Here is a 19,775-nt window from a genome sequence, read left to right as displayed (position 1 = left end):
CGCCGTCATGTCCCGCTCGTCGGTCAGTCGGCCTTGCGCACGTCCGCGAGTGCGGCGTCGGCGATGTTGTGCAGATGGGCGGTGGCGCGACGCCAACGGCGTTGTGCGCGTTCGTTGTCCGGGTCGACGAAATTGGAGACCAAGATGCCGCGCAGGGCGTCCATCGCGGTGTAGATGAAGTCGCGGGCCTCTTTGCGGCGGATCTCGTCGGGGACGAAGCGGGCGACCGCCATCAGGACGGCGTTGTTGACGAACGGCTCGACCTTTTCCATCGCGGCGGCCAGCACCGGATCGGTGCGGCCGGCCACCCACAGTTCGACGGTCGCAATGAACAGCGGGCCCTGGTGCAGTTCCCACAGGAAGTCCAATGCCGCGGCGACGGGATCGTCGCCGCGCTCGACCTTGGCCATCTCCCGCATCGCGGTCTCGGCACGCAGTTGCGCCAGGTGGCTGATCGCGGCGACCACCAGGTCGGTCTTGGAACCGAAGTGGTGTACCTGGGCGCCGCGGGTGACCCCGGCGCGTTCGGCGACCCGCGGCGTGGTGGTGCCCGCATAGCCGTACTCGACCAGACAGTCGACGGTCGCGTCGAGCAACCGGGTGCGCATCTCGGTGCTGCGTTGCTCCTGGGTGCGGCGCTGCGGTTTCGCGACTTCGATCCTGGCCATCCGGCGATTCTACACTTACATACAGCTCTGTATGTTCAGATGAAGCGCGGCGTCAGGCCACCAGCGCCGCCGCCGCGACCAGGCGAGCGTCGCGGCGGGCCGCGTAGCTGGTGATCGCGAACAGCAGCACGCCGACCACGGCGAGCCCGGCCCCGACCATGGCGGGCGCGGTGTAGCCGAGCCCGGCCGCGATCACGGCACCGCCGAGCCACGCACCCGCGGCGTTGGCGATGTTCAGTGCGGCGTGGTTCAGCGCGGCGGCCAGCGTCTGCGCCTCGTGCGCCACGTCCATGAGCCGGGTCTGCAGTCCGGGCGCCAGCGACGCGCCGGTCGCGCCGACCAGGAACGCGCCGATCGCGGCGGTGTACGGATTGTGCGCCGCCGCAACGAATACGGCGAGAATGACGGCCATGCCGATCATCGAGGCGTAGATCGCCCGATCAACCCCCTTATCGGCGAGCACGCCGCCGACGATGTTGCCGACCACCATGCCGACGCCGAACAGCATCAGCACGATCGGCACCAGGCCGGCGGACATACCGGCGACGCCGGTGAGAGTGGTGGTGATGTAGGTGTAGACGGCGAACATGCCGCCGAAGCCGATCGCGCCGACCAGCAGGGTCAGCAGCACCTGCGGACGACGCAGTGCGCCGAGTTCGGTCACCGGGTTGGTCATCGTGATGCCGGTGAGCTCCGGCACGTACGTGATCAGGGCGGCTACCGTCGCCAGCCCGATCACCGCGACCACCACGTAGGCGTCGCGCCAGCCGAGATGCTGGCCGAGCCAGGTGGCTGCGGGAACGCCGACAACATTGGCGGCGCTCAACCCGAGCATAACCGCGGCAACCGCTTTTGCGCGCTGACCCACCGGGGCCAGCGTGGCGGCGGCGAGCGAGGCGACGCCGAAGTACGCGCCGTGCGGAAGGCCGGAGACGAACCGGGCGAGCACCAGGGTGTGGAAGGTCGGCGCGAGCACGGTCGCCACATTGCCCAGCGTGAACGCCGCCATCAACGCGATGAGCAACTTCTTGCGGGAAACCCGCGCGCACAGCGAGGCGATCAGCGGCGCGCCGATCACCACGCCGAGCGCGTACGCCGACACCGCGTGTCCCGCGGTCGGCTCGGACACACCCATGGCGCGCGCGATATCCGGCAGCAAACCCATGGTGACGAATTCTGTTGTGCCGATACCGAACCCGCCCAGCGCCAGCGCGAGCATGGCAGGCAAATGCCAAGTCGTCCGCGCAGGCTCGGGGCGTGCGGGGGCCTGGGCGGCGAGGGGTGTGGTCACGCATCCATGAAACGCCTCAGCAGGCGGTCGAGTAAACGTGAGTTCAGACACGCTTACAACCAAGAAAACGTGCAGGTCAGAATGTAAAAACGCGCAATAGGGACACGTCTTGTCCCACCACCTGGCAAATTCCATTAGGAAACAACCGTGTATCCGACGCGCCCCGGACCGCCGGACCACTCGATGTGGTCAGCGTCATCCCCGGCCTCAGATTCGCTTCCTGCGTCGAGCCATTCGACCGAGGCGGCGACTCGGCAGTCCTACCCCTGCTCAGAAACAGTTCGGGCACCCGTACCACGATGTGGTGCGGGTGCCCGTTGTTCACAGCAGCCTGCCCGAGCGACAACTGATCTCGCTGGAACATGGGTAACTCACCGGGTACGACCGGAGCCCAGCTCTGTCGTTGCCGGCAGCCCGCCGCGAAAAATCTTGCGGCACCGACGACCGGCAAAAGTCGCGGAGAGGCGGGGGAACTCATCGCCCGGCGCCGGATTCGCTTCCAGCGCCGGGTTATTCCCTGGTCAGCGGAGTGCGCGGGCCAGGTTGGCGTCGAGTGCGCCGAGGAATTCCTCGGTGCTCAGGTAACCCTGATCGCCACCGACCAGCGACGCGAGGTCCTTGGTCATCTGACCGCCTTCGACGGTCTTGATGACGACATCCTCGAGGGTCTGCGCGAAGCCGATCACCTCGGGGGTGTTGTCGAGCTTGCCGCGGTGCTCGAGCCCGCGCGTCCAGGCGAAGATCGACGCGATCGGGTTGGTGGAGGTCGGCTTGCCCTGCTGGTGCTGACGGTAGTGCCGGGTGACGGTGCCGTGCGCGGCCTCCGCCTCACAGGTCTTGCCGTCCGGGGTCAGCAGCACCGACGTCATCAGGCCGAGCGAGCCGAAGCCCTGCGCCACGGTGTCGGACTGCACGTCACCGTCGTAATTCTTACAGGCCCAGACGTAACCGCCCTCCCATTTCATGGAGGAGGCGACCATGTCGTCGATCAGGCGGTGCTCGTAGGTCAGGCCCGCCGCGTCGAACTGGGTCTTGAACTCGGCATCGAACACCTCCTGGAAGGTGTCCTTGAACATGCCGTCGTACGCCTTGAGGATGGTGTTCTTCGTGGAGAGATACACCGGGTAGTTCTGCTGCAGGCCGTAGTTGAACGAGGCCCGCGCGAAATCGATGATCGAAGCCTTGAAGTTGTACATGCCCATGACGACGCCGCCGTCTTCCGGCATCTTCACGACCTCGTGCTGGATCGGCTCGCTGCCGTCCTCCGGCGTGAAGGTGATGGTGACCGAACCGGCCTGATACACCTTGAAGTCGGTGGCGCGGTACTGGTCGCCGAACGCGTGACGGCCGATGATGATCGGCTTGGTCCAGCCGGGCACCAGGCGCGGCACGTTGGAGATGATGATCGGCGCACGGAAAATGGTGCCGCCGAGGATGTTGCGGATGGTGCCGTTGGGCGACCGCCACATCTTCTTCAGGCCGAATTCCTCGACGCGCGCCTCGTCCGGCGTGATGGTGGCGCACTTGACGCCGACGCCGTGGCGCTTGATCGCCTCTGCCGCGTCGACGGTGACCTGGTCGTCCGTCTTATCCCGGTACTCGATGCCCAGGTCGTAGTACTCGAGATTCACATCGAGATACGGGTGGATCAGCTTGTCCTTGATGAACTGCCAGATGATCCGGGTCATCTCGTCGCCGTCGAGTTCGACGACGGTACCTTCAACCTTGATTTTGGACATGGATCTTCGTGTCCTCCTAGGATGGTGCCCTCATTGCACGGCCAGGTGAACACGCTTGTGAGCGGACCCCAGCTGTTCCAACAGACAACGTATATGCCCCGCGTTGTCCGCGAGACGTGTGGTGCAAACAAGACAAGCGTACTGCTGCCGATGATCGTGGTGTGCGGGCAGCCCCCCGAGTGAGAAACCCCACGAACTTACTGACTGGTAGGTCATTCCGCAATTCCCAGGTCGCCCCACCCAACGACCACGGTCCGCGCAGCGCCGAGCTGGCGCTACGCGGACCGAAGGGTATTACTGCGAAATTCAGACGCCGACGTGGACCGGGCGCGCCCCGTCCTCGGCACCCTCGATGAGGTTCGCCGGACGGTCCCGGATCATCAGCGCGATCACCGGGACGGCGGCCAGGAAGAATCCGGCGCCGACGTAGAACGCCACGTCGTAACTGTGGATCGAGGCGCGGGCGATCAGGTTGTCGATCGTGGCGTGACTCTCCGCGTAGGACTTGGCCGTCTGCACCGAGATGGTCGTCAGCAGCGCCGTGCCGACCGCGCCGCCGACCTGCTGCGCCGCGTTGAGCAGCGCACTGGCCACGCCGGAATCCGCCTCCTCGACCTGATGCAGCGCGACAGTCTGCATGCCGACGAACAGCGGGCCCATGCCGAGCGCGATCAGCACCTGCGCGGGCAGCACGCTCGACGCGTAGCTGTCGCCGAAGCCGAGCTGGGCCAGCCACAGCAGGCCGAGCACACCGAGCACCGCACCGGCCACCATCAGCGGACGCGGGCCGAGCTTCGGCAGCAGCGCACTGGTGACACCCGCGGAGATCGCGATACCGGCCGGGAACGGCAGGAACGCGAAACCGGCCTTCAGCGACGAGTAACCCAGGGTGATCTGGAAGTAGTAGCTGAGGAACAGGAACATCGCGAACATGGCGATCGGTACCAGCAGCGCGGCGAGGAACGCGCCACCGCGGTTGATCTCACCCGGAATATGCAGCGGCAGTAGCGGATTGGCCGAGCGCCGTTCGATGACGACGAAGGCGATCAACAGCGCGGCCCCGGCGATGAGCAGCCCGAGGGTGCTGCCGGACAGCCAGCCGTCCTCGGCGGCACGGCTGAAGCCGTAGACGATCGAGATCAGGCCGAGCGTCACGGTGACCGCGCCGGGCACGTCGTAGCCGCCGGTCCGCGGCGTCGGTACGTCCTTGACCACCCACGCCAGCGCGCCGACCAGGGCGAGCAATGCGATCGGGGTGTTCACCAGCAGGCACCAGCGCCACGAGGCGTATTCGGTGAGCGCGCCGCCGGCGATCAGGCCGAGCGCGGCGCCACCGGCCGAGATGCCCGCGAATACGCCGAATGCGGTGGCCCGTTCGCGCGCCTCGGTGAAGGTCACCGACAGCAGCGACAACGCCGCGGGCGCGAGCAACGCCGCGAACGCGCCCTGCAACGCGCGCCCGGCGAACATCTCCGCGCCGTTCTGCGCGAGACCGGCAAGTGCCGACGCGGCGGCGAAGCCGACCAGGCCGATGATGAACATCCGGCGTCGGCCCAGGTAGTCGGCGAGCCGACCGCCGAGCAGCAGCAGGCCGCCGAAGATCAGCGTGTAAGCGGTCAGCATCCACTGCTTGTTGCCGTCGCTGATGCCGAGATCAGCCTGGGCGAAGGGCAGCGAGATGGTCACGATGGTGGCGTCCAGAACCACCATGAGCTGGGCCAATGCGATCACGCCGAGGGCGAACCAGCGCGCCGAGCTGCCTTGTTTTACCGGAACTTCTACCGCTGTCGCAGTCTCGGTCACCGTCGTCTCCTCATCGTAGGAAGTGCTTGGCTATCCTGTCATCAGACGACATTTGGCGTCAAGAGAAAAATGTCGTGATACGACATTTGACGGTTACGGACACGAAAACGCCGGGTTGCGATAAGGTGGGCACATGCTCGAGTCACCGACGCCGACGGGCGCGAAGGCCGCAGCGGAAACCTCTGCGAGCGCCGCAACGACCGCACATCCGGGCCTGCGCGAACGCAAGAAGCAGCAGACCAGGTTGCGGATCATCGAGGTCGGGCTGAACCTGTGCGACACACAGGGTTTCGACGCGACGACGGTCGAGCAGATCGCCAATGCCGCGGACGTCTCGCCGCGCACGATCAACCGGTACTTCGACAGCAAAGAGGACATCGTCCTCGGGCCGGTGCAGGACTTCGGCCAGGCCGTGGCGGAGACGCTGCGCGAGCTTCCGGTCACCGACAACGAACTGGAATCGCTGCGCACGGCATTCCTGCGGGTGATCGATCAAGCCGTCAACGAACCGGGCGGCGGACCGGTCTCGTTCCGGCAATTCCAGCAGATGCAGCGGATCGTGCGCAGCAGTCCGGCGGTCAGCGCGCGCAGCATCGAACACGCCGACAACAAGAACATCGCCATCGCCGCGGTGGTCGCCGAGCGACTCGCCACCACGCCGTGTGCGCTCCCGGTGCGGTTGATCCTCGGCTCCTGGCAGCTCATCGGCCACCTCGCCATGGAGTGCGGTGAGAGCATGTTCGACTACGACGATCTGCACGACGCCGCCACGGCAGGCCGGAACTCGTTCTGCGCGGCCTTCGATGAGTTCGTCCGGGTCTGCGGCGGCGCGCGGACCAGCACTTCCGACTGAGTTCGCGGATAGGTTTCGGCCGTCGCGCGACGGCCGGTTATGATGCCCTGAGGTCATGAGTGCCAGCGCGAAGCCCCGGCTTGCTGGACGGCAACCCTCCAGCAGCGGTGGGGTGCTCCGGGTGATGACCGGGCTCTCGAAGGTCGAGAGCAAGCGCGCTTTCAGGAGGTTCCCGAAATGTGTTGTTGTCCTTCGCCCAAATCTCGATAACCCCCGTAGTTCTGGCGAACAACCTTTTCCTTTGGAGCAAAGCTCATGAGTGATTCCACCGTGCCCGCGGCCGATATCGATCCCACCGCGCAGTGGTCCTTCGAGACCAAGCAGGTGCACGCGGGACAGGCACCGGACAGCACCACCGGTGCCCGGGCCCTGCCCATTTACCAGACCACCTCGTACGCCTTCCGCGACACCGATCACGCCGCCGCGCTGTTCGGCCTCGCCGAGCCGGGCAACATCTACACCCGGATCACGAACCCCACCCAGGACGTCGTCGAGCAGCGCGTCGCCGCGCTCGAAGGCGGTGTCGCCGCACTGCTGCTGGCCTCCGGCCAGGCCGCGGAGACCTTTGCGATCCTGAACCTGGCGTCCTCGGGCGACCACATCGTGTCCAGCCCGCACCTCTACGGCGGCACCTACAACCTCTTCCACTACTCGCTGCCCAAGCTCGGCATCGAGGTGTCCTTCGTCGACGATCCCGACGACCTGGACCAGTGGCGGGCCGCGATCCGGCCGAACACCAAGGCCTTCTACGGCGAGACCATCGCCAACCCGAGCAGCGCCATCTTCGACATTCCCGGCATCGCCGCCATCGCGCACGGGGCCGGGCTGCCGCTGATCGTGGACAACACGGTGGCGACGCCGTATCTGATCCAGCCGCTGGCGCACGGTGCCGACATCGTCGTGCACTCGGCGACCAAGTATCTCGGCGGACACGGCTCGGCGGTGGCCGGCGTGATCGTCGACGGCGGCAATTTCGACTGGACGGTGACCGACGCGCAGGGACAGCCGCGCTTCCCCGGCTTCACCACCCCGGACCCCAGCTACCACGGCGCGGTGTTCGCCGATCTCGGCGCGCCCGCCTTCGCGCTCAAGGCCCGCGTGCAACTGCTGCGCGACCTCGGCTCGGCCATCTCGCCGTTCAACGCGTTCCTGATCAGCCAGGGCATCGAGACGCTGAGCCTGCGGGTCGAGCGGCATGTCGCCAACGCCAAGGCGGTGGCCGAATTCCTGAGCACCCACCCGGACGTCACCAAGGTGATCTACGCGGGGCTGCCGACCTCGCCCTGGTACGAGCGCGCGCAGCAGCTGGCGCCGAAGGGCCCCGGCGCGATCGTCGCCTTCGAGCTGCGCGGCGGTGTCGATGCGGGCAAGAAGTTCGTGGACGGATTAGCCCTGCACAGCCATGTGGCTAACATCGGTGATGTGCGCTCTCTCGTGATTCACCCCGCGTCGACCACGCATTCGCAGCTGACGCCCGACGAGCAACTGCTCGCAGGCGTCACACCGGGCCTGGTCCGTCTGGCGGTGGGGATCGAGGGCATCGAGGACATCCTGAGCGACCTGCGTGCCGGTTTCACGGCGGCGGCGACGTGACGTTGAGTACCGAACCGGGTTTCGCCCGTCCGTCCGGGGTGGCCCTGCCACCCCCGGACGGGCGGCTCGGCATCATCGCTATCGGGGACGTCGAGCTGGAGAGCGGCGCGGTCATTCCGCAGGTGCACCTCGCGGTGCAGCGGTGGGGCGAGCTCTCCGCCACGCTGGACAACGTGGTGCTGGTGGAGCACGCGCTGACCGGCGACTCGCACGTGGTCGGGCATCCGGACGACATCCATCAGCTGCCCGGCTGGTGGGACGGGATGGTCGGGCCGGGCTGTCCGCTCGACACCGACGAGTGGTGCGTGATCGCGACGAACGTGCTCGGCGGCTGCCAGGGCAGCACCGGGCCATCGACCCTCGCGCCGGACGGAAAGCCTTGGGGCGCAAGGTTTCCGGAGATCTCCATCCGCGACCAGGTGGCCGCCGAGGCGGCGCTGATCGACCTGCTCGGCATCGAGCGGCTGGCCGCCGTGGTCGGCGGCTCGATGGGCGGTATGCGGGTGCTCGAGTGGATGGTCGGCGCGCCGGATCGAGTCGGCTCCGCGCTGGTGCTGGCCGTCGGTGCCCGTGCCACCGCCGACCAGATCGGTACGCAGACCACCCAGATCGCGGCGATCAAGGCCGATCCGGACTGGCAGGGCGGCGACTATCACGACACCGACCGCGCGCCGATGACCGGCATGGGCATCGCCCGGCGCATCGCGCACCTGACCTACCGCACCGAGGACGAGCTGGACCACCGGTTCGAGAACGGCGCGCAGGGCGCCGAGGATCCGTGGCGCGGCGGCCGGTACGCGGTGCAGAGCTACCTGGACCATCAGGCCGACAAGCTTTGCGGGCGTTTCGATCCCGGCACCTACGTGCTGCTGACCGAGGCGATGAACCGGCACGATATCGGCCGCGGCCGCGGCGGCGTGCGCGCGGCGCTGGCCGCGACGCCGGTGCCGTGCGTGGTCGGCGGCGTCGACTCCGACCGGCTGTATCCGCTGCGCACGCAGCAGGAACTGGCCGAGGGGTTGCCGGGCTGCGACGGTCTGGAGGTCGTGCACTCGCGCGACGGACACGACGGATTCCTCACCGAGGCAGCTGCGGTGTCGAAGCTGCTGACCGAAACGATGCGGTTGGCTCAGCAGAGCCGTCAGCCTGCCAACTGAATCCACCTCGAGCGCACGAGTTCTCGCCGCGCTGAGGTTTGCGTACCGCGCACCGATTGGCGCGCCGCGCTTGAATCAGCTGGCAATTTCGCAAGCGGCAGGCGAATTGATGCGCGCGGGCCGTATCTACCTGTCGCGCACCAGTTCGCGTGCGGCGCATCATTTCGGCTGCCGCGCATCGATTCGCGGGTTGCGTCCGAAACTGCAGGTGATTTTGTGCGGTCGGCGCTGACTTGCGCGCGACGGTTGCTGGAAGTGCTATGCGCCAACGTCTTTTGGCGGGGTGCCGACCAGGAGACCGACGATGGCGTGGACGAATCCTTGGAGGCGTTCGCGCGGGTATTCGTCGGGCTCGCTGACGGCCAGGCGGCCGAGCATCTCGGCGACCTGTAGCAGTGAGTTGGTGAGCAGGCCGGAATCTACTCCGGCCCAACGGGGTTCGAGTGCGGTGCCGATGCGGACCAGGGCTTCGGCCTGGTCGAAGATGCCGGCTCGGGAATTGCGCAGTGCCTCCCGGTATTCGTCGGGAGCGTTGCCTGGACCGGCGAGGATCAGGCGCCAGCGGGTCGGATTCTCCAGTGCCACACCGACGAACGCCTCGACGGTGGCCGAGGCGGCGACGACCGGGTCGGCGCCCATCAGGTCGGTCGGCAGCGTCGCGGCGACCTGTTCGAGGCCGCGTTCGCGCTCCCGTTCCAGCAGCGCCGCAACGAGTTCGGCGCGGGTCTTGAAAACGGTGTAGAGCACCGGCTTGCCGACGCCCGCCTCCTGGGCGACCGCCTCCATGCTCAGCTCGTGCAGTTCCATCCGGCTGAGCACCGCGAAGGCGGCGTCGAGCAGCTGGGCGCGGCGCTGTTCCGGCGGCAGGCGTGGCGCGTAGCGCCTGCGCGGCTTGTCCGCCGCGGTACGCGATGTCGTCACTGCCGCTGCACCTCCATGCGGTCCATCCTGACAGCATCCCGGTCTCGATCCCGCATCCCGTCCAGCACAAATGCTACGCAACCGTTGTATTCATTGCCAGCAATTGCTACGGTTGCGTTGTATTCACCCCCGGTGCCGGGGCGATCACCGCAAAGGAGCACGTGATGCACTTCGATCCGACCACCCTGCGCCGGGACGACTACGGGTTCTTCGGCCCCGATTCGCCCAGTTGGAAGGTCTGGACCGCGCCGACCGCGGTCATCGGCTTCCAGCGGGCCGTCGTGCTCGAGCACTTCGATCCGTTCCTCACCGCGGCCGTCGCCGACTCGCGCGGCATCTACAGCGATCCGCGCAAGCGCCTCGATCACACCTTCTCCTACTTCCTGATCGCCGCGATCGCCGACGGACGCACCGCCATCCAGGCGGCCGAGCACCTCATGCAGATCCACGCGCCGATGACCGGCATCGAACCGATCAGCGGGAACCGCTACAGCGCGAACAGCCCGGACACCCAGCTGTGGATCCACATCACCGGCTGGCACTCGGTGCTCAAGGCGTACGAAATGTTCGGGCCCGGTCTGACACCGGAAGAGGAGACGCGCTTCTGGCAGGAGTGCGCGATCGCGGCCGAGCTGCAGACCTGCAAGCCGGAGGACGTGCCGCGCTCACGCGAGGAAGTTCGCGCGTACTACGAGCGGGTCCGCCCGCGCCTGTGCACCTCCGAGCGAGCCGAGGAAGGCATGCACCACCTGTTGTGGACCTCGCCGCGCAATGGCGCGGGCATCTCGTATTACATTGGCAGCAGGCTACTTTCACTGGCGTCGGTCTCGACGCTGCCGAAGTGGATGCGCAAGCTCGGGCGTTTCGATCGGTGGGGCATCGTCGATCTCGCGGTCCGGCTGCCCGCCAAGGTGCTGGTCTGGGGATTCAGCCGGTTCAACTCGTTCGGACTGCTGGTCGCGGCACCGTTCATCGCGCCGATGGCGGGGCAGATCCTGAAGGAGCACATCAACGCCGAGCCGCCGACCCGACTGGAGACGGTCAGCCCGACCGAGGCGCGCGCGTTGTACGGCAGTCGATCCGGGCGCGCGGCGCTGGTCGCCGAGCCCGCTTGAGTTTCGGGACTCGCCCGCCGCATCGAGGGGTGCGGCGGGCGGTTCACCGAATTGGTTTCCGCCGCAGCGGAATCTGTGATCCCGGCGCTGGATGACGAAGGCAGGCCCGCGGCAGCGAGCGGCCGAGCGGCGCGCCTGTTCGATCAGGTTGATGTCGGCTTCGATCCAATCACGCAGTGCCGCGATCCGCGCCCGCCGTACCACGCGCCGCTTTCAGCCCGCATCCATGGCAGGCCGCAACGGCGTGTGGAACGCGGAGTTCACCGCGATGTTCAACTCGCGCAACGAGTTCCACGCGCTACGGGAACGCGGGCTACTGCGCGAGAACGCCGTGAAGAACGCGATGACCGCGGCCACCTACGTCATGCTCGCCGCCACCAGCCTCGGCCCCGATGAACGGCTGGGACCCCGACCTGGTCAAGCAGGCCATCGGCATCGGCGACCGCGATGAGTTGGCCATCGCGGTGTTGGTCGCCGTGGGTTACAGCGATATCACCCCGCCGCACCCGGGTCGCCACCCTCGCGATCGGGCGGTATTCACGGAGCAGTACGCGGCAGACCCCTTGCGCACCAACGGTTACCGGATGGGCTAGCCGACACCGAGGGTGTTGATGGTGGCGGCGATGAAGACGATGGCGGAGCCGAGCAGGGTCAGTGCGCCGACGTCGAAGGGCTTGCTACGCACGGCGAGCAGACCCACCCGCGCGGTCGGCAGGCACAGACGGAACGCCGCGGCGAGCAAGGTCGCGCCGCCGAAGAACAGCGCGCCGCGGCGCCACCGATCCTGGGCCACGAACACGATCGCCACCACGATGACGAGCGTCACGACGACCATCGGCAGGTGGCAGCGCAGGAACTGGGAGCCCAGGTTGCTGCCTGCCCGCTGGTCCGCGGTGGTCGTATCGGCATCGGTCACCCCCCGATTCTTACAGACTCCCCCACTCCGCGCCGTCGACAGGCTCACTCGGCGACGGCCGCTTGTCGCGCAAGGGTTTCGACGCCCAAATCTCTACTACAGAACGTAGTTTGAATGTAGAGTCGAATGATCCGATTCAGGAGGGTGGGGTAGATGAGAGCTTTGACACGGATTCGGCACTACGTGAAGGCAGTGCGGCAGGCGAAGCGGAACCGGTCCGATCTGGCCGGTTGGTTGCTGCGCCGACCACAAATCTTGTTCAGCACCATGATGTTCGAGTCCGCGCTGCTGTTCGCCAACCGACTGGACCCGAAACTCAAAGAGCTGGCCGAGCTGAAGACCGCGGGCCTGGTGAACTGCGAGTTCTGCCTGGACATCGGCTCCGCGCTGGCCCAGTCCGCCGGCCTCACCGAGCAACAACTCGCCGACCTGCCGCGCTACCGAACCAGCGACGCCTACACCGACCTGGAAAAACTCGTCATCGCCTTCGCCGAAGCCATGACCGCCACCCCGGCGGTGGACCTCGAAGACCTGCGCACCACCTTGCTGACCCACCTGTCGAAATCCCAACTCGCCGAACTGGCGGCCACCATCGCCTGGGAAAACCAGCGCGCCCGCCTCAATCAGGGCCTGGGCGTCCGACCGACCGGCATGGCCGAGGGCGGAATGTGCGCACTGCCGGAGCGCCCGGCGAAGTAGCTCGGACTCCTACATCGGCCACAGGCAAACAACGGGGACGGCTATCCAGTTGACGATCACGCCGACCCACACCAGACCCACGGCAATATTGACTCCTGGAACAAGGAGCGCGGGGAGAGTCAAAAGCATGAGGATGGTGCCTACCGCCAGCAGCGGCACCTCCGCCAGCACCATCGCACAGTCGGGACCCAAGAAGACCTCTTTGGCCGAGGCTGCGGCATTGTGCACTTGGTCGGCGGTGAGGGTTCGCTCCACCGGTGCGGCATCGTCGATCCAGACCGTGGTTGCCGCCGACTCATCAGGGCGGGTCACGATACGACTTTCGACATGGCGGGAAACCGCGCCGTTGGCGTCGTAGAGCACTCCGAGGGAATCGCCGGTCGCGGTGGACGGCGTAGCCACCAGCGTCCGCCCATTCGGCAGCCCGAACGCGACCGCCTGGTCCCACGCCGGAGCATCCGCCGAATGCCACGGAATCACCCCGGCCCCGACATCGCCAGTCGCCTTGTCCCGCAACGACACCGCATCGGCGGCAGCCAACGGACGCAGCTGAGCCAGCGCGTCCCGCAACTCGCCGACCGCCTGAGGATCAAGTGAATCGGCGCCGGTAGCGCTGTCCCCCGAACCCGGAATCGGTGCGGCCTCGACTACCGCCGGCCGCCCCGCCATCGCCACTGCGGTGACCGTCAAACAGCCCATCAGCACAACACTCAAACGACGCTGAACGCGCATGTTTCCACACTCCTGTCAGGCGCGAATAAGACCTGAGTAATATATACGTCCGATCGGTCGCTTACATTGCTATTAGTTAGCTACATCACACAGCTGAAGCCTGAACAGCGCCCACACGGCGCCCGAGCGGTTCCGGGATGGGGCGGCAACCTCCGACTCGATCTCGCGGCACAGTGCGGGCCACGACGACGGTAGGTCAACGAATCAGTTCCGCATGCACCTGATTGACTGACTGTTGTGTTCCGACTGATGTTTCATGAACCCGCCATCCCCGGAAATACCGGCAATGCGATTCGCCTGGTCGCCGGGACCGGGTGTGAGCTGCATTTGGTCGAGCCGTTGGGGTTCGATCTCTCGGAGGCCAAGTTGCGGCGAGCCGGGTTGGACTACCACGATCTGGCGTCGGTGACGGTGCACAAGGATCTGGCGGCGGCGTGGGAGTCGGTGCGCCCGGAACGGGTTTTCGCGTTCACCACGCAGGCGACGACGCACTACACCGAGGTGGCGTACCGCGAAGGTGACGTGCTGCTGTTCGGTACGGAACCGACCGGGCTGCCCGCAGCGGTGCTCGATGATCCACACGTCACCGACCAGCTGCGCATCCCCATGCTGCCGGGCCGCCGTTCGATGAACCTGTCCAACGCCGCGGCGGTCACCGTGTACGAAGCCTGGCGTCAGCTCGGTTTCGGCGGCGGGGTGTGATCGCCGCGTACGGATTCGCGGGCGGCGCACGGAATTGTCGGCGAACTCGTGCGCGGCGCGACAACGGATACGCGGCGCGCTGAGGCTTGCTGCTCAGGCGATTTCGTGGACTGATCAGGTATCGATCTCGAAGCGTTTGAAGCGGGAGGTGGCGCCTGCCGACAGGCGGACGGCGCTCTTCGGTACCCCGTAGTGCTCGGCGAGCAGTTCGATGGCGGCCTTGTTCGCCTTGCCTTCGACAGCCGGGGCGCGCACGTACAGCTGGAGGGTGCCGTCGTCGAGGGCTTCGACGAGCGGGCCCTTACGGCTGTTCGGTTTGATCGTCGCCCTGACAATTGTCGGCACTTGTCTCTCCTACCACCGCCGTAAGGTGCACGGCTTCAGCGCTGTTCATCGTCCGCATGAAAGCTCGGCGTGCCCGCCCTCGATCGCCGGGCACGCCGAGTATCGGTTCTCAGGACTCCGATTCTGCCGAACTACCTGAGCCCGAGGAACTTCCGGTGCCTGCCGAACTACCTGAGCCCGAGGAACTTCCGGTGCCCACCGGGGTTCCAGCGCTCGCCGTACTCTCGGCACCCGCCGCGGCCCCCGAGCCACTCCCGGCCGCCGCACTCGGTGCCGGCCCACTCTTCTTGCGCCGCAACACCGTTCGCACGATGCCCCAGATCACGGCGGCCAGCACCACCAGGAAGCCGAGCCACGGCAGCGCCTTACCGGTGAACACGACCGCGTCCTTCAGCCAATCCACCAGCGAGTGCCAGCCCGTGACGATCCCCTCCCAGAAGTTGTCGGGGCGATCCTCCTGGGCCTTGGTGGTCGTGGTGGTGATGTCGATGTTGAGCGTGGACAGCGCGACCTCGTCGTCGAGGTGCCGCTTCTGCGCGGTCAGGCTGTCGAGTTCGCCCTGACGACTGGACAGCGCCTGCTCGGCGTTGATCAGGTCGGCGGTGTTGGTCGCGCCGGCGATGAGCGCGCGCAGCCGGTCGACGGAGGCCTGCAGTGCCTTGATCCTGGCGTCCAGGTCTTCCCACTGCATGGTCACGTCGTCGCGGTTGGTGTGCACCCTGGTGACTTTGCCGAGGCCGCCGAGGCTGTCGATGAACGTGTCGGTCTTGTCCGCGGGAATCCGGATGGTGAGCGTGGCGCTGGGATCGGTGTTGTCGGTGCCGGGCTGTTCGGTCCTGCTGTCGATCCGGCCGCCGACCTCGCGCACCCGGTCGGCGATCTTGCTCGCCGTGTCGATCGGTTTGCCCGCGGTCATCTCGACGCTGCCGGTGACGACTTCCTTACGCGTGGTGACCGTTTCGCCGCCGGAGTTGTTGTCTTTGCGCGCGGGCCCCTGATCGCGCAGCCCCGGTGGCGCGGCCGCGGGGGCGGGCTCCACGGTGGCGTAGGTCTCCGGCCGGCCAGGTGGCGGCGGGACCTTCTTCGCGTTGTTGTTGTCCGAGCCGCAGCCGACGAGCAACGTCAGACCGAGCAGACCGATGCACAGCACAGCAAGCTTCCGCATGATTCGCACAGTAGCCGCTCTGGCTGCGCAAATAGCCGGACGTAACCGTTCTCTAGAGCCCTTCTAACACTTTCCTAAAAGTGGTGGATCAGCGGAAGTCACGCGACTTGGAGTCGACACGCAGATCCATGCGCTGCAGATGTTCGGCGACGACGCTGACCGCTCCCTCGGCGTTCTGCACGCGACCACGGATGAGCAGAGCGGGGGCGCTCTGCGCCAGCCGGCGGAAGCGGGCCCACAGGCCGACCGAGCAGACGACGTTCACCATGCCGGTCTCGTCTTCCAGATTGAGGAAGGTGACGCCCGCGGCCGTGGCGGGGCGCTGCCGGTGCGTCACCGCCCCGCCCACCAGCACTCGCGATCCGTCCCGAATGGCGAGCAGGCCCGCGGCGGGAATCACGCCGAGGGCATCGAGCTGTGGGCGCAGGAATTCGGTGGGGTAGCTGCCCGGAGAGACGCCGGTGGCCCAGACGTCGGCGGCGGCCAGTTCGAGGTCGCTCATGCCGGGCAGCACGGGGGCGGTGGTGGCGGCGCCGGTGCCGGGCAGCCGATCTGGGCGTTCGCCCGCGGCGGCCCCCGCGGCCCACAGCGCGGCCCGGCGCGTGCTGCCGAGGCCACCGAGCGCCCCCGCGGTGGCGAGCGATTCCGCCTGCACGACGGTGAGTTCCACCCGTCCGGTCAGGTCGAGGAAGGAGGTGTAAGGCCCCTGATCCCGTGCGGCGACGATCTTTTCGGCGAGGTCGCTGCCGATGTGCCGGATCGAGGCCAGGCCGAGGCGCACCTGGGTGCCGTCGTGTTCGAGGGTGGGTTCGGCGCGGCTGGCGTTGATGTCGGGGCCGTGCACCAGGACCCCGTGCCTGCGCGCGTCGGCGACCAGGGATTGCGGGGAGTAGAAGCCCATCGGTTGCGCGCGCAGCAGACCGGCGCAGAAGGCGGCGGGATGGTGCAGCTTGAACCACGACGAATAGAACACGATCGAGGCGAAGCTCTGCGAATGACTTTCCGGGAAGCCGAAATTCGCGAAGGCGTAGAGCTTCTCGTAGATGCGGTCGGCGATCTCGCCGGTGATGCCGTGCAGGTCGCGCATGCCTTGGTAGAGGCGTTCCTTGAGCCCCTCCATGCGTTCCGGCGAGCGCTTGGAACCCATCGCGCGGCGCAGCTGATCGGCCTCGGCGGCGGTGAAACCCGCGACGTCGACGGCCATCTGCATGAGCTGCTCCTGGAACAGCGGGACGCCGAGCGTGCGGGACAGCGAATTCTCCAGCGCCGGATGGTCATAGGTCACCTCCTCGTTGCCGTTGCGCCGCCGGATGTAGGGGTGCACCGAACCGCCCTGGATCGGACCGGGCCGGATCAGCGCCACCTCCACCACCAGGTCATAGAATTCGCGCGGCTTCAGCCGGGGCAGCGTGGCCATCTGCGCGCGCGACTCCACCTGGAAGACGCCCACCGAGTCGGCGCGGCACAGCATTTCGTAGACGGCGGCTTCCTTCAGATCGAGCTTGTGCAGCTCGACGATCACGCCGGTGTGCTCGCGCACCAGGTCGATCATGTAGTGCAGCGCGGAAAGCATGCCGAGGCCGAGCAGGTCGAACTTCACCAAATCGATGGCGGCGCAATCGTCCTTGTCCCACTGCAGCACGCTGCGGCCGGGCATGCGTGCCCATTCCACCGGGCAGACGTCGGCGATGGGGCGGTCGCAGATCACCATGCCGCCGGAGTGGATACCGAGATGCCTTGGTAGTCCTTCTATTTCGGAGGCCAGCTGCAGTACCCCGGTAGGGATGTCGGTGCCGGTCTCGGCGCCGACACCGGTCCACCTGCTCACCTGTTTGCTCCACGCGTCCTGCTGCCCCGGCGAAAAGCCAAGTGCGCGTGCGGCATCGCGGACCGCGGACTTGCCTCGGTAGGTGATCACGTTGGCCACCTGCGCGGCGTAGGCACGGCCGTACTTGGCGTAGACGTGCTGAATGGCCTCCTCGCGGCGGTCGGATTCGATGTCGACATCGATATCGGGCGGTCCGTCGCGCTCCGGCGCGAGGAAGCGTTCGAACAGCAGGTTGTTGGTGACCGGGTCGACATTGGTGATGCCGATCGCGTAGCAGACGGCCGAGTTGGCCGCCGAACCCCGGCCCTGGCACAGGATGTCGTTTTTCTTGCAGAAGGTGACGATGTCATGCACCACCAGGAAGTAACCGGGGAACTCCAGCTTGTCGATCACCGCGAGCTCGTGCTCGATCTGCCGGTACGCCTGTGGGTTTCGCTCCGGCGGCCCGTAGCGGGCCGCGGCGCCGTCGAGGGTGAGCGCACGCAGCCAGGACTTCTCGTCGTGTCCAGTGGGCACCTCGAACGGCGGCAGCTTCGGCGCGATCAGCTTCAGATCGAAGGCGCATTCGCGGGCGAGCGTGACCGCGTTGCGCACCGCCCGCGGGCAGTCGGCGAACAGCCGCGCCATTTCCGCGCCGGAACGCAGGTGCGCGCCGCCCGCCGGGGCCAGCCAGCCCGCGATCTCGTCCAGGCTCTGCCTGGCTCTGATCGCCGCGAGTGCCATGGCACGGCGACGCTGGCCCGGCGCGGCGAAATGCGCTCCGGTGGTGGCGATTACGGGGAGGCCGAGGCGGTCGGCCAAGGCGATGAGGTAGGCGTTGCGCTCGTCGTCCTCCGGAATGCCGTGATGAGTGAGTTCCACGCTCACCCGGTCGGCGCCGAACCGTTCCGTCAGGTCGCGCAGCGCGGCCTCGGACCGCACGAGACGGGTACTGCCCGAACGTAAATCGTCCGCGAGCGCTTGGCGCAGGTGACCTTTCCGGCAACCGGTGAGGATCTGCCATTGCCCCTCGGCGGCCGCGGTGAGCGCATCGAGGTCGTAGCGGAGGATGCCCTTCTCCCCCGCCGCCAGGTGGGCGGCCGCGATCTCCCTGGATAGTCGGCGGTACCCCTCTTGACCGCGGGCGAGTACCAGCAGGTGCGGTCCGGCGGGATCGGGTGATCCGGTGCGCGGGATGGAATCCGGTGCGTCGACGTGCCCGCGTGATGTGGTCGAAACATCAAGCTGTTCAGTGGATTCCGAAGTCTTCGTAGGCCGCGAACCGCGGGGACGCCGCTCGGCTCCCCGGCGTCCTTTGACCGGGGTGCCTTCGGCAGGCTGGGTGCCCAGCGACAGCTCGGCCCCGAAGACCGTCGGCATCCCCCACTCTCGGGCCGCCTCCGCGAAGCGCACGGTCCCGTAGAACCCGTCGTGATCGGTGAGCGCGATCGCCTCGAGGCCGAGTCGCACGGCCTCCTCCACCAGTTCCTCCGGCTGGCTCGCGCCGTCCAGGAAGCTGTAGGCCGAGTGCGCGTGCAGTTCCGCGTACGGCACCGTCGGCCCGTCGGCGGGCCGCACCGGCTCGGCCAGGTACTCGCCGCGCTTGCGCGACCAGGCCGGGCTGTCGCCGCCGTCGCCGGGGTACATCGCGTCCGGGTTGGTCGGCCCGGCCCGGCCCGACAGCACCCGCTCCAGTTCCGCCCAGGTCGGCGGCCCGTTGCTCCAGCCCACCGGTCACCTCCTCGGACGGATCAGTTGGTCGGCAGCGGTGCGGTCGAGCCCTCGGCGAGTGCCGCGTCGACGTGGTCGAGGCCGGCTCGGATCAGGGCGCCGTAGGCGTCGTTGGCGAGGACGTCGAGGTGGCCGCGGGCGATGGCCAATTGCATCCGGGCGGCCTCGAAGTCGCCGACGCGCCGATGGCTGTCGGCGAGATTGAGATACAGCGACGGGAGGAAGCTGCGGAGTCCTTCGTCCAGCGGGATGCCGGGGCCGAACACCGCGGCCAGCGCCCGCCGATCCCAGAGCAGCGCGGCGGCAGCCGTGTCCTGTAGATCGGCGAGGTGATGCGCGATCACGCAGCGGTGCAAGGGATCACCGCCCTCACCGATCTCGTCCCACAACTTCTCCAGCGCCTGTCGCGCCGCCGCCTGGTCCCCACCACCGAGCCGCACCGCGGCAAAGATTTCCGCCATCCGATCGTCCGCCATGCGGTGAGTATCGCACATATGTTCGATCGATTTCGAGAGGTTGTTCGGGCCGTGTTCACCAC

19 protein-coding genes and 1 riboswitch are annotated in these 19,775 nt (G+C 67.3%); of the genes, 7 read left to right on the top strand and 12 right to left on the bottom strand.

Features of this window, described 5'->3' with window-relative positions; translation table 11 throughout:
* Positions 1-23: 23 nt before the first annotated feature.
* The 4 genes from ABZ942_RS26635 to ABZ942_RS26620 form a co-directional block, all read right to left on the bottom strand.
* Positions 24-668 (bottom strand): helix-turn-helix domain-containing protein, encoded by a 645-nt coding sequence (locus ABZ942_RS26635; RefSeq protein ID WP_357386470.1) that lies wholly within the window; start codon positions 666-668, stop codon positions 24-26.
* Positions 669-720: 52 nt separating this feature from the next.
* Complete coding sequence (locus ABZ942_RS26630) at positions 721-1,896, bottom strand: MFS transporter (RefSeq protein ID WP_357386852.1); 1,176 nt, start codon at positions 1,894-1,896, stop codon at positions 721-723.
* Positions 1,897-2,480: 584 nt separating this feature from the next.
* Positions 2,481-3,698: an NADP-dependent isocitrate dehydrogenase gene (locus ABZ942_RS26625; protein WP_357386468.1), complete on the bottom strand. Its 1,218-nt coding sequence runs from the start codon at positions 3,696-3,698 to the stop codon at positions 2,481-2,483.
* A gap of 306 nt (positions 3,699-4,004) precedes the next feature.
* Positions 4,005-5,501, bottom strand: a complete 1,497-nt coding sequence (locus tag ABZ942_RS26620; protein WP_357386466.1) for an MFS transporter — start codon at positions 5,499-5,501, stop codon at positions 4,005-4,007.
* Between the two features lie 133 nt (positions 5,502-5,634).
* On the opposite strand from ABZ942_RS26620, the gene ABZ942_RS26615 reads away from it, so the two are divergent.
* The 3 genes from ABZ942_RS26615 (at position 5,635) to ABZ942_RS26605 (ending at position 9,104) form a co-directional block, all read left to right on the top strand.
* Entirely contained in the window at positions 5,635-6,354 is a 720-nt protein-coding gene (locus tag ABZ942_RS26615) for a TetR family transcriptional regulator (RefSeq protein ID WP_357386464.1), read from the top strand.
* A 51-nt stretch (positions 6,355-6,405) separates the two neighbouring features.
* Positions 6,406-6,516: riboswitch (SAM riboswitch) on the top strand.
* Between the two features lie 93 nt (positions 6,517-6,609).
* On the top strand, positions 6,610-7,947 hold the full coding sequence (locus ABZ942_RS26610; RefSeq protein WP_357386462.1) for a bifunctional o-acetylhomoserine/o-acetylserine sulfhydrylase: 1,338 nt from the start codon (positions 6,610-6,612) through the stop codon (positions 7,945-7,947).
* Positions 7,948-7,985: 38 nt separating this feature from the next.
* Positions 7,986-9,104 (top strand): homoserine O-acetyltransferase, encoded by a 1,119-nt coding sequence (locus ABZ942_RS26605; protein ID WP_357386850.1) that lies wholly within the window; start codon positions 7,986-7,988, stop codon positions 9,102-9,104.
* A 258-nt stretch (positions 9,105-9,362) separates the two neighbouring features.
* On the opposite strand, the gene ABZ942_RS26600 is transcribed toward ABZ942_RS26605, so the two are convergent.
* Positions 9,363-10,025, bottom strand: a complete 663-nt coding sequence (locus tag ABZ942_RS26600; RefSeq protein WP_357386460.1) for a TetR/AcrR family transcriptional regulator — start codon at positions 10,023-10,025, stop codon at positions 9,363-9,365.
* Positions 10,026-10,189: 164 nt separating this feature from the next.
* Between ABZ942_RS26600 and ABZ942_RS26595 the strand changes: the two genes are divergently transcribed.
* Complete coding sequence (locus ABZ942_RS26595) at positions 10,190-11,140, top strand: oxygenase MpaB family protein (RefSeq protein WP_357386458.1); 951 nt, start codon at positions 10,190-10,192, stop codon at positions 11,138-11,140.
* Positions 11,141-11,353: 213 nt separating this feature from the next.
* On the opposite strand, the gene ABZ942_RS26590 is transcribed toward ABZ942_RS26595, so the two are convergent.
* Positions 11,354-11,497 carry a hypothetical protein gene (locus tag ABZ942_RS26590; RefSeq protein WP_357386455.1) on the bottom strand — a complete coding sequence of 48 codons (144 nt, stop codon included), beginning with the start codon at positions 11,495-11,497 and terminating at the stop codon, positions 11,354-11,356.
* Positions 11,498-11,532: 35 nt separating this feature from the next.
* On the opposite strand from ABZ942_RS26590, the gene ABZ942_RS26585 reads away from it, so the two are divergent.
* On the top strand, positions 11,533-11,733 hold the full coding sequence (locus ABZ942_RS26585; protein WP_357386453.1) for a hypothetical protein: 201 nt from the start codon (positions 11,533-11,535) through the stop codon (positions 11,731-11,733).
* Here the strand turns inward: ABZ942_RS26585 and ABZ942_RS26580 are convergent.
* Positions 11,730-11,975: a DUF3017 domain-containing protein gene (locus ABZ942_RS26580; RefSeq protein WP_357386848.1), complete on the bottom strand. Its 246-nt coding sequence runs from the start codon at positions 11,973-11,975 to the stop codon at positions 11,730-11,732. The two genes, ABZ942_RS26585 and ABZ942_RS26580, sit on opposite strands and share 4 nt — an antisense overlap.
* Before the next feature lie 234 nt (positions 11,976-12,209).
* On the opposite strand from ABZ942_RS26580, the gene ABZ942_RS26575 reads away from it, so the two are divergent.
* Complete coding sequence (locus tag ABZ942_RS26575; protein WP_357386452.1) at positions 12,210-12,755, top strand: carboxymuconolactone decarboxylase family protein; 546 nt, start codon at positions 12,210-12,212, stop codon at positions 12,753-12,755.
* A 9-nt stretch (positions 12,756-12,764) separates the two neighbouring features.
* Here the strand turns inward: ABZ942_RS26575 and ABZ942_RS26570 are convergent, their stop codons facing one another.
* Positions 12,765-13,487 carry a hypothetical protein gene (locus ABZ942_RS26570; RefSeq protein WP_357386450.1) on the bottom strand — a complete coding sequence of 241 codons (723 nt, stop codon included), beginning with the start codon at positions 13,485-13,487 and terminating at the stop codon, positions 12,765-12,767.
* Positions 13,488-13,724: 237 nt separating this feature from the next.
* Here ABZ942_RS26570 and ABZ942_RS26565 point away from each other — a divergent pair, with 237 nt between their 5' ends.
* A complete protein-coding gene (locus ABZ942_RS26565; RefSeq protein ID WP_357386448.1) occupies positions 13,725-14,189 on the top strand; it encodes a tRNA (cytidine(34)-2'-O)-methyltransferase in 465 nt (154 codons plus the stop codon).
* A 114-nt stretch (positions 14,190-14,303) separates the two neighbouring features.
* On the opposite strand, the gene ABZ942_RS26560 is transcribed toward ABZ942_RS26565, so the two are convergent.
* From ABZ942_RS26560 to ABZ942_RS26545, 4 genes are all read right to left on the bottom strand, one after another.
* Positions 14,304-14,534 carry a DUF167 domain-containing protein gene (locus ABZ942_RS26560; RefSeq protein ID WP_357386446.1) on the bottom strand — a complete coding sequence of 77 codons (231 nt, stop codon included), beginning with the start codon at positions 14,532-14,534 and terminating at the stop codon, positions 14,304-14,306.
* A gap of 109 nt (positions 14,535-14,643) precedes the next feature.
* A complete protein-coding gene (locus ABZ942_RS26555) occupies positions 14,644-15,699 on the bottom strand; it encodes a DUF4349 domain-containing protein (protein ID WP_357386445.1) in 1,056 nt (351 codons plus the stop codon).
* An 88-nt stretch (positions 15,700-15,787) separates the two neighbouring features.
* Positions 15,788-19,237 (bottom strand): error-prone DNA polymerase, encoded by a 3,450-nt coding sequence (locus ABZ942_RS26550; protein ID WP_357386443.1) that lies wholly within the window; start codon positions 19,235-19,237, stop codon positions 15,788-15,790.
* A 20-nt stretch (positions 19,238-19,257) separates the two neighbouring features.
* Positions 19,258-19,713: a hypothetical protein gene (locus tag ABZ942_RS26545; RefSeq protein WP_357386441.1), complete on the bottom strand. Its 456-nt coding sequence runs from the start codon at positions 19,711-19,713 to the stop codon at positions 19,258-19,260.
* Positions 19,714-19,775 lie beyond the last annotated feature (62 nt).

The organism is Nocardia sp. NPDC046473 (genome assembly GCF_040645995.1).
Taxonomy (GTDB): Bacteria; Actinomycetota; Actinomycetes; order Mycobacteriales; family Mycobacteriaceae; genus Nocardia.
Note: the sequence above shows the minus strand (reverse complement) of the source record. Positions and strands in the feature narration are given on the sequence as shown.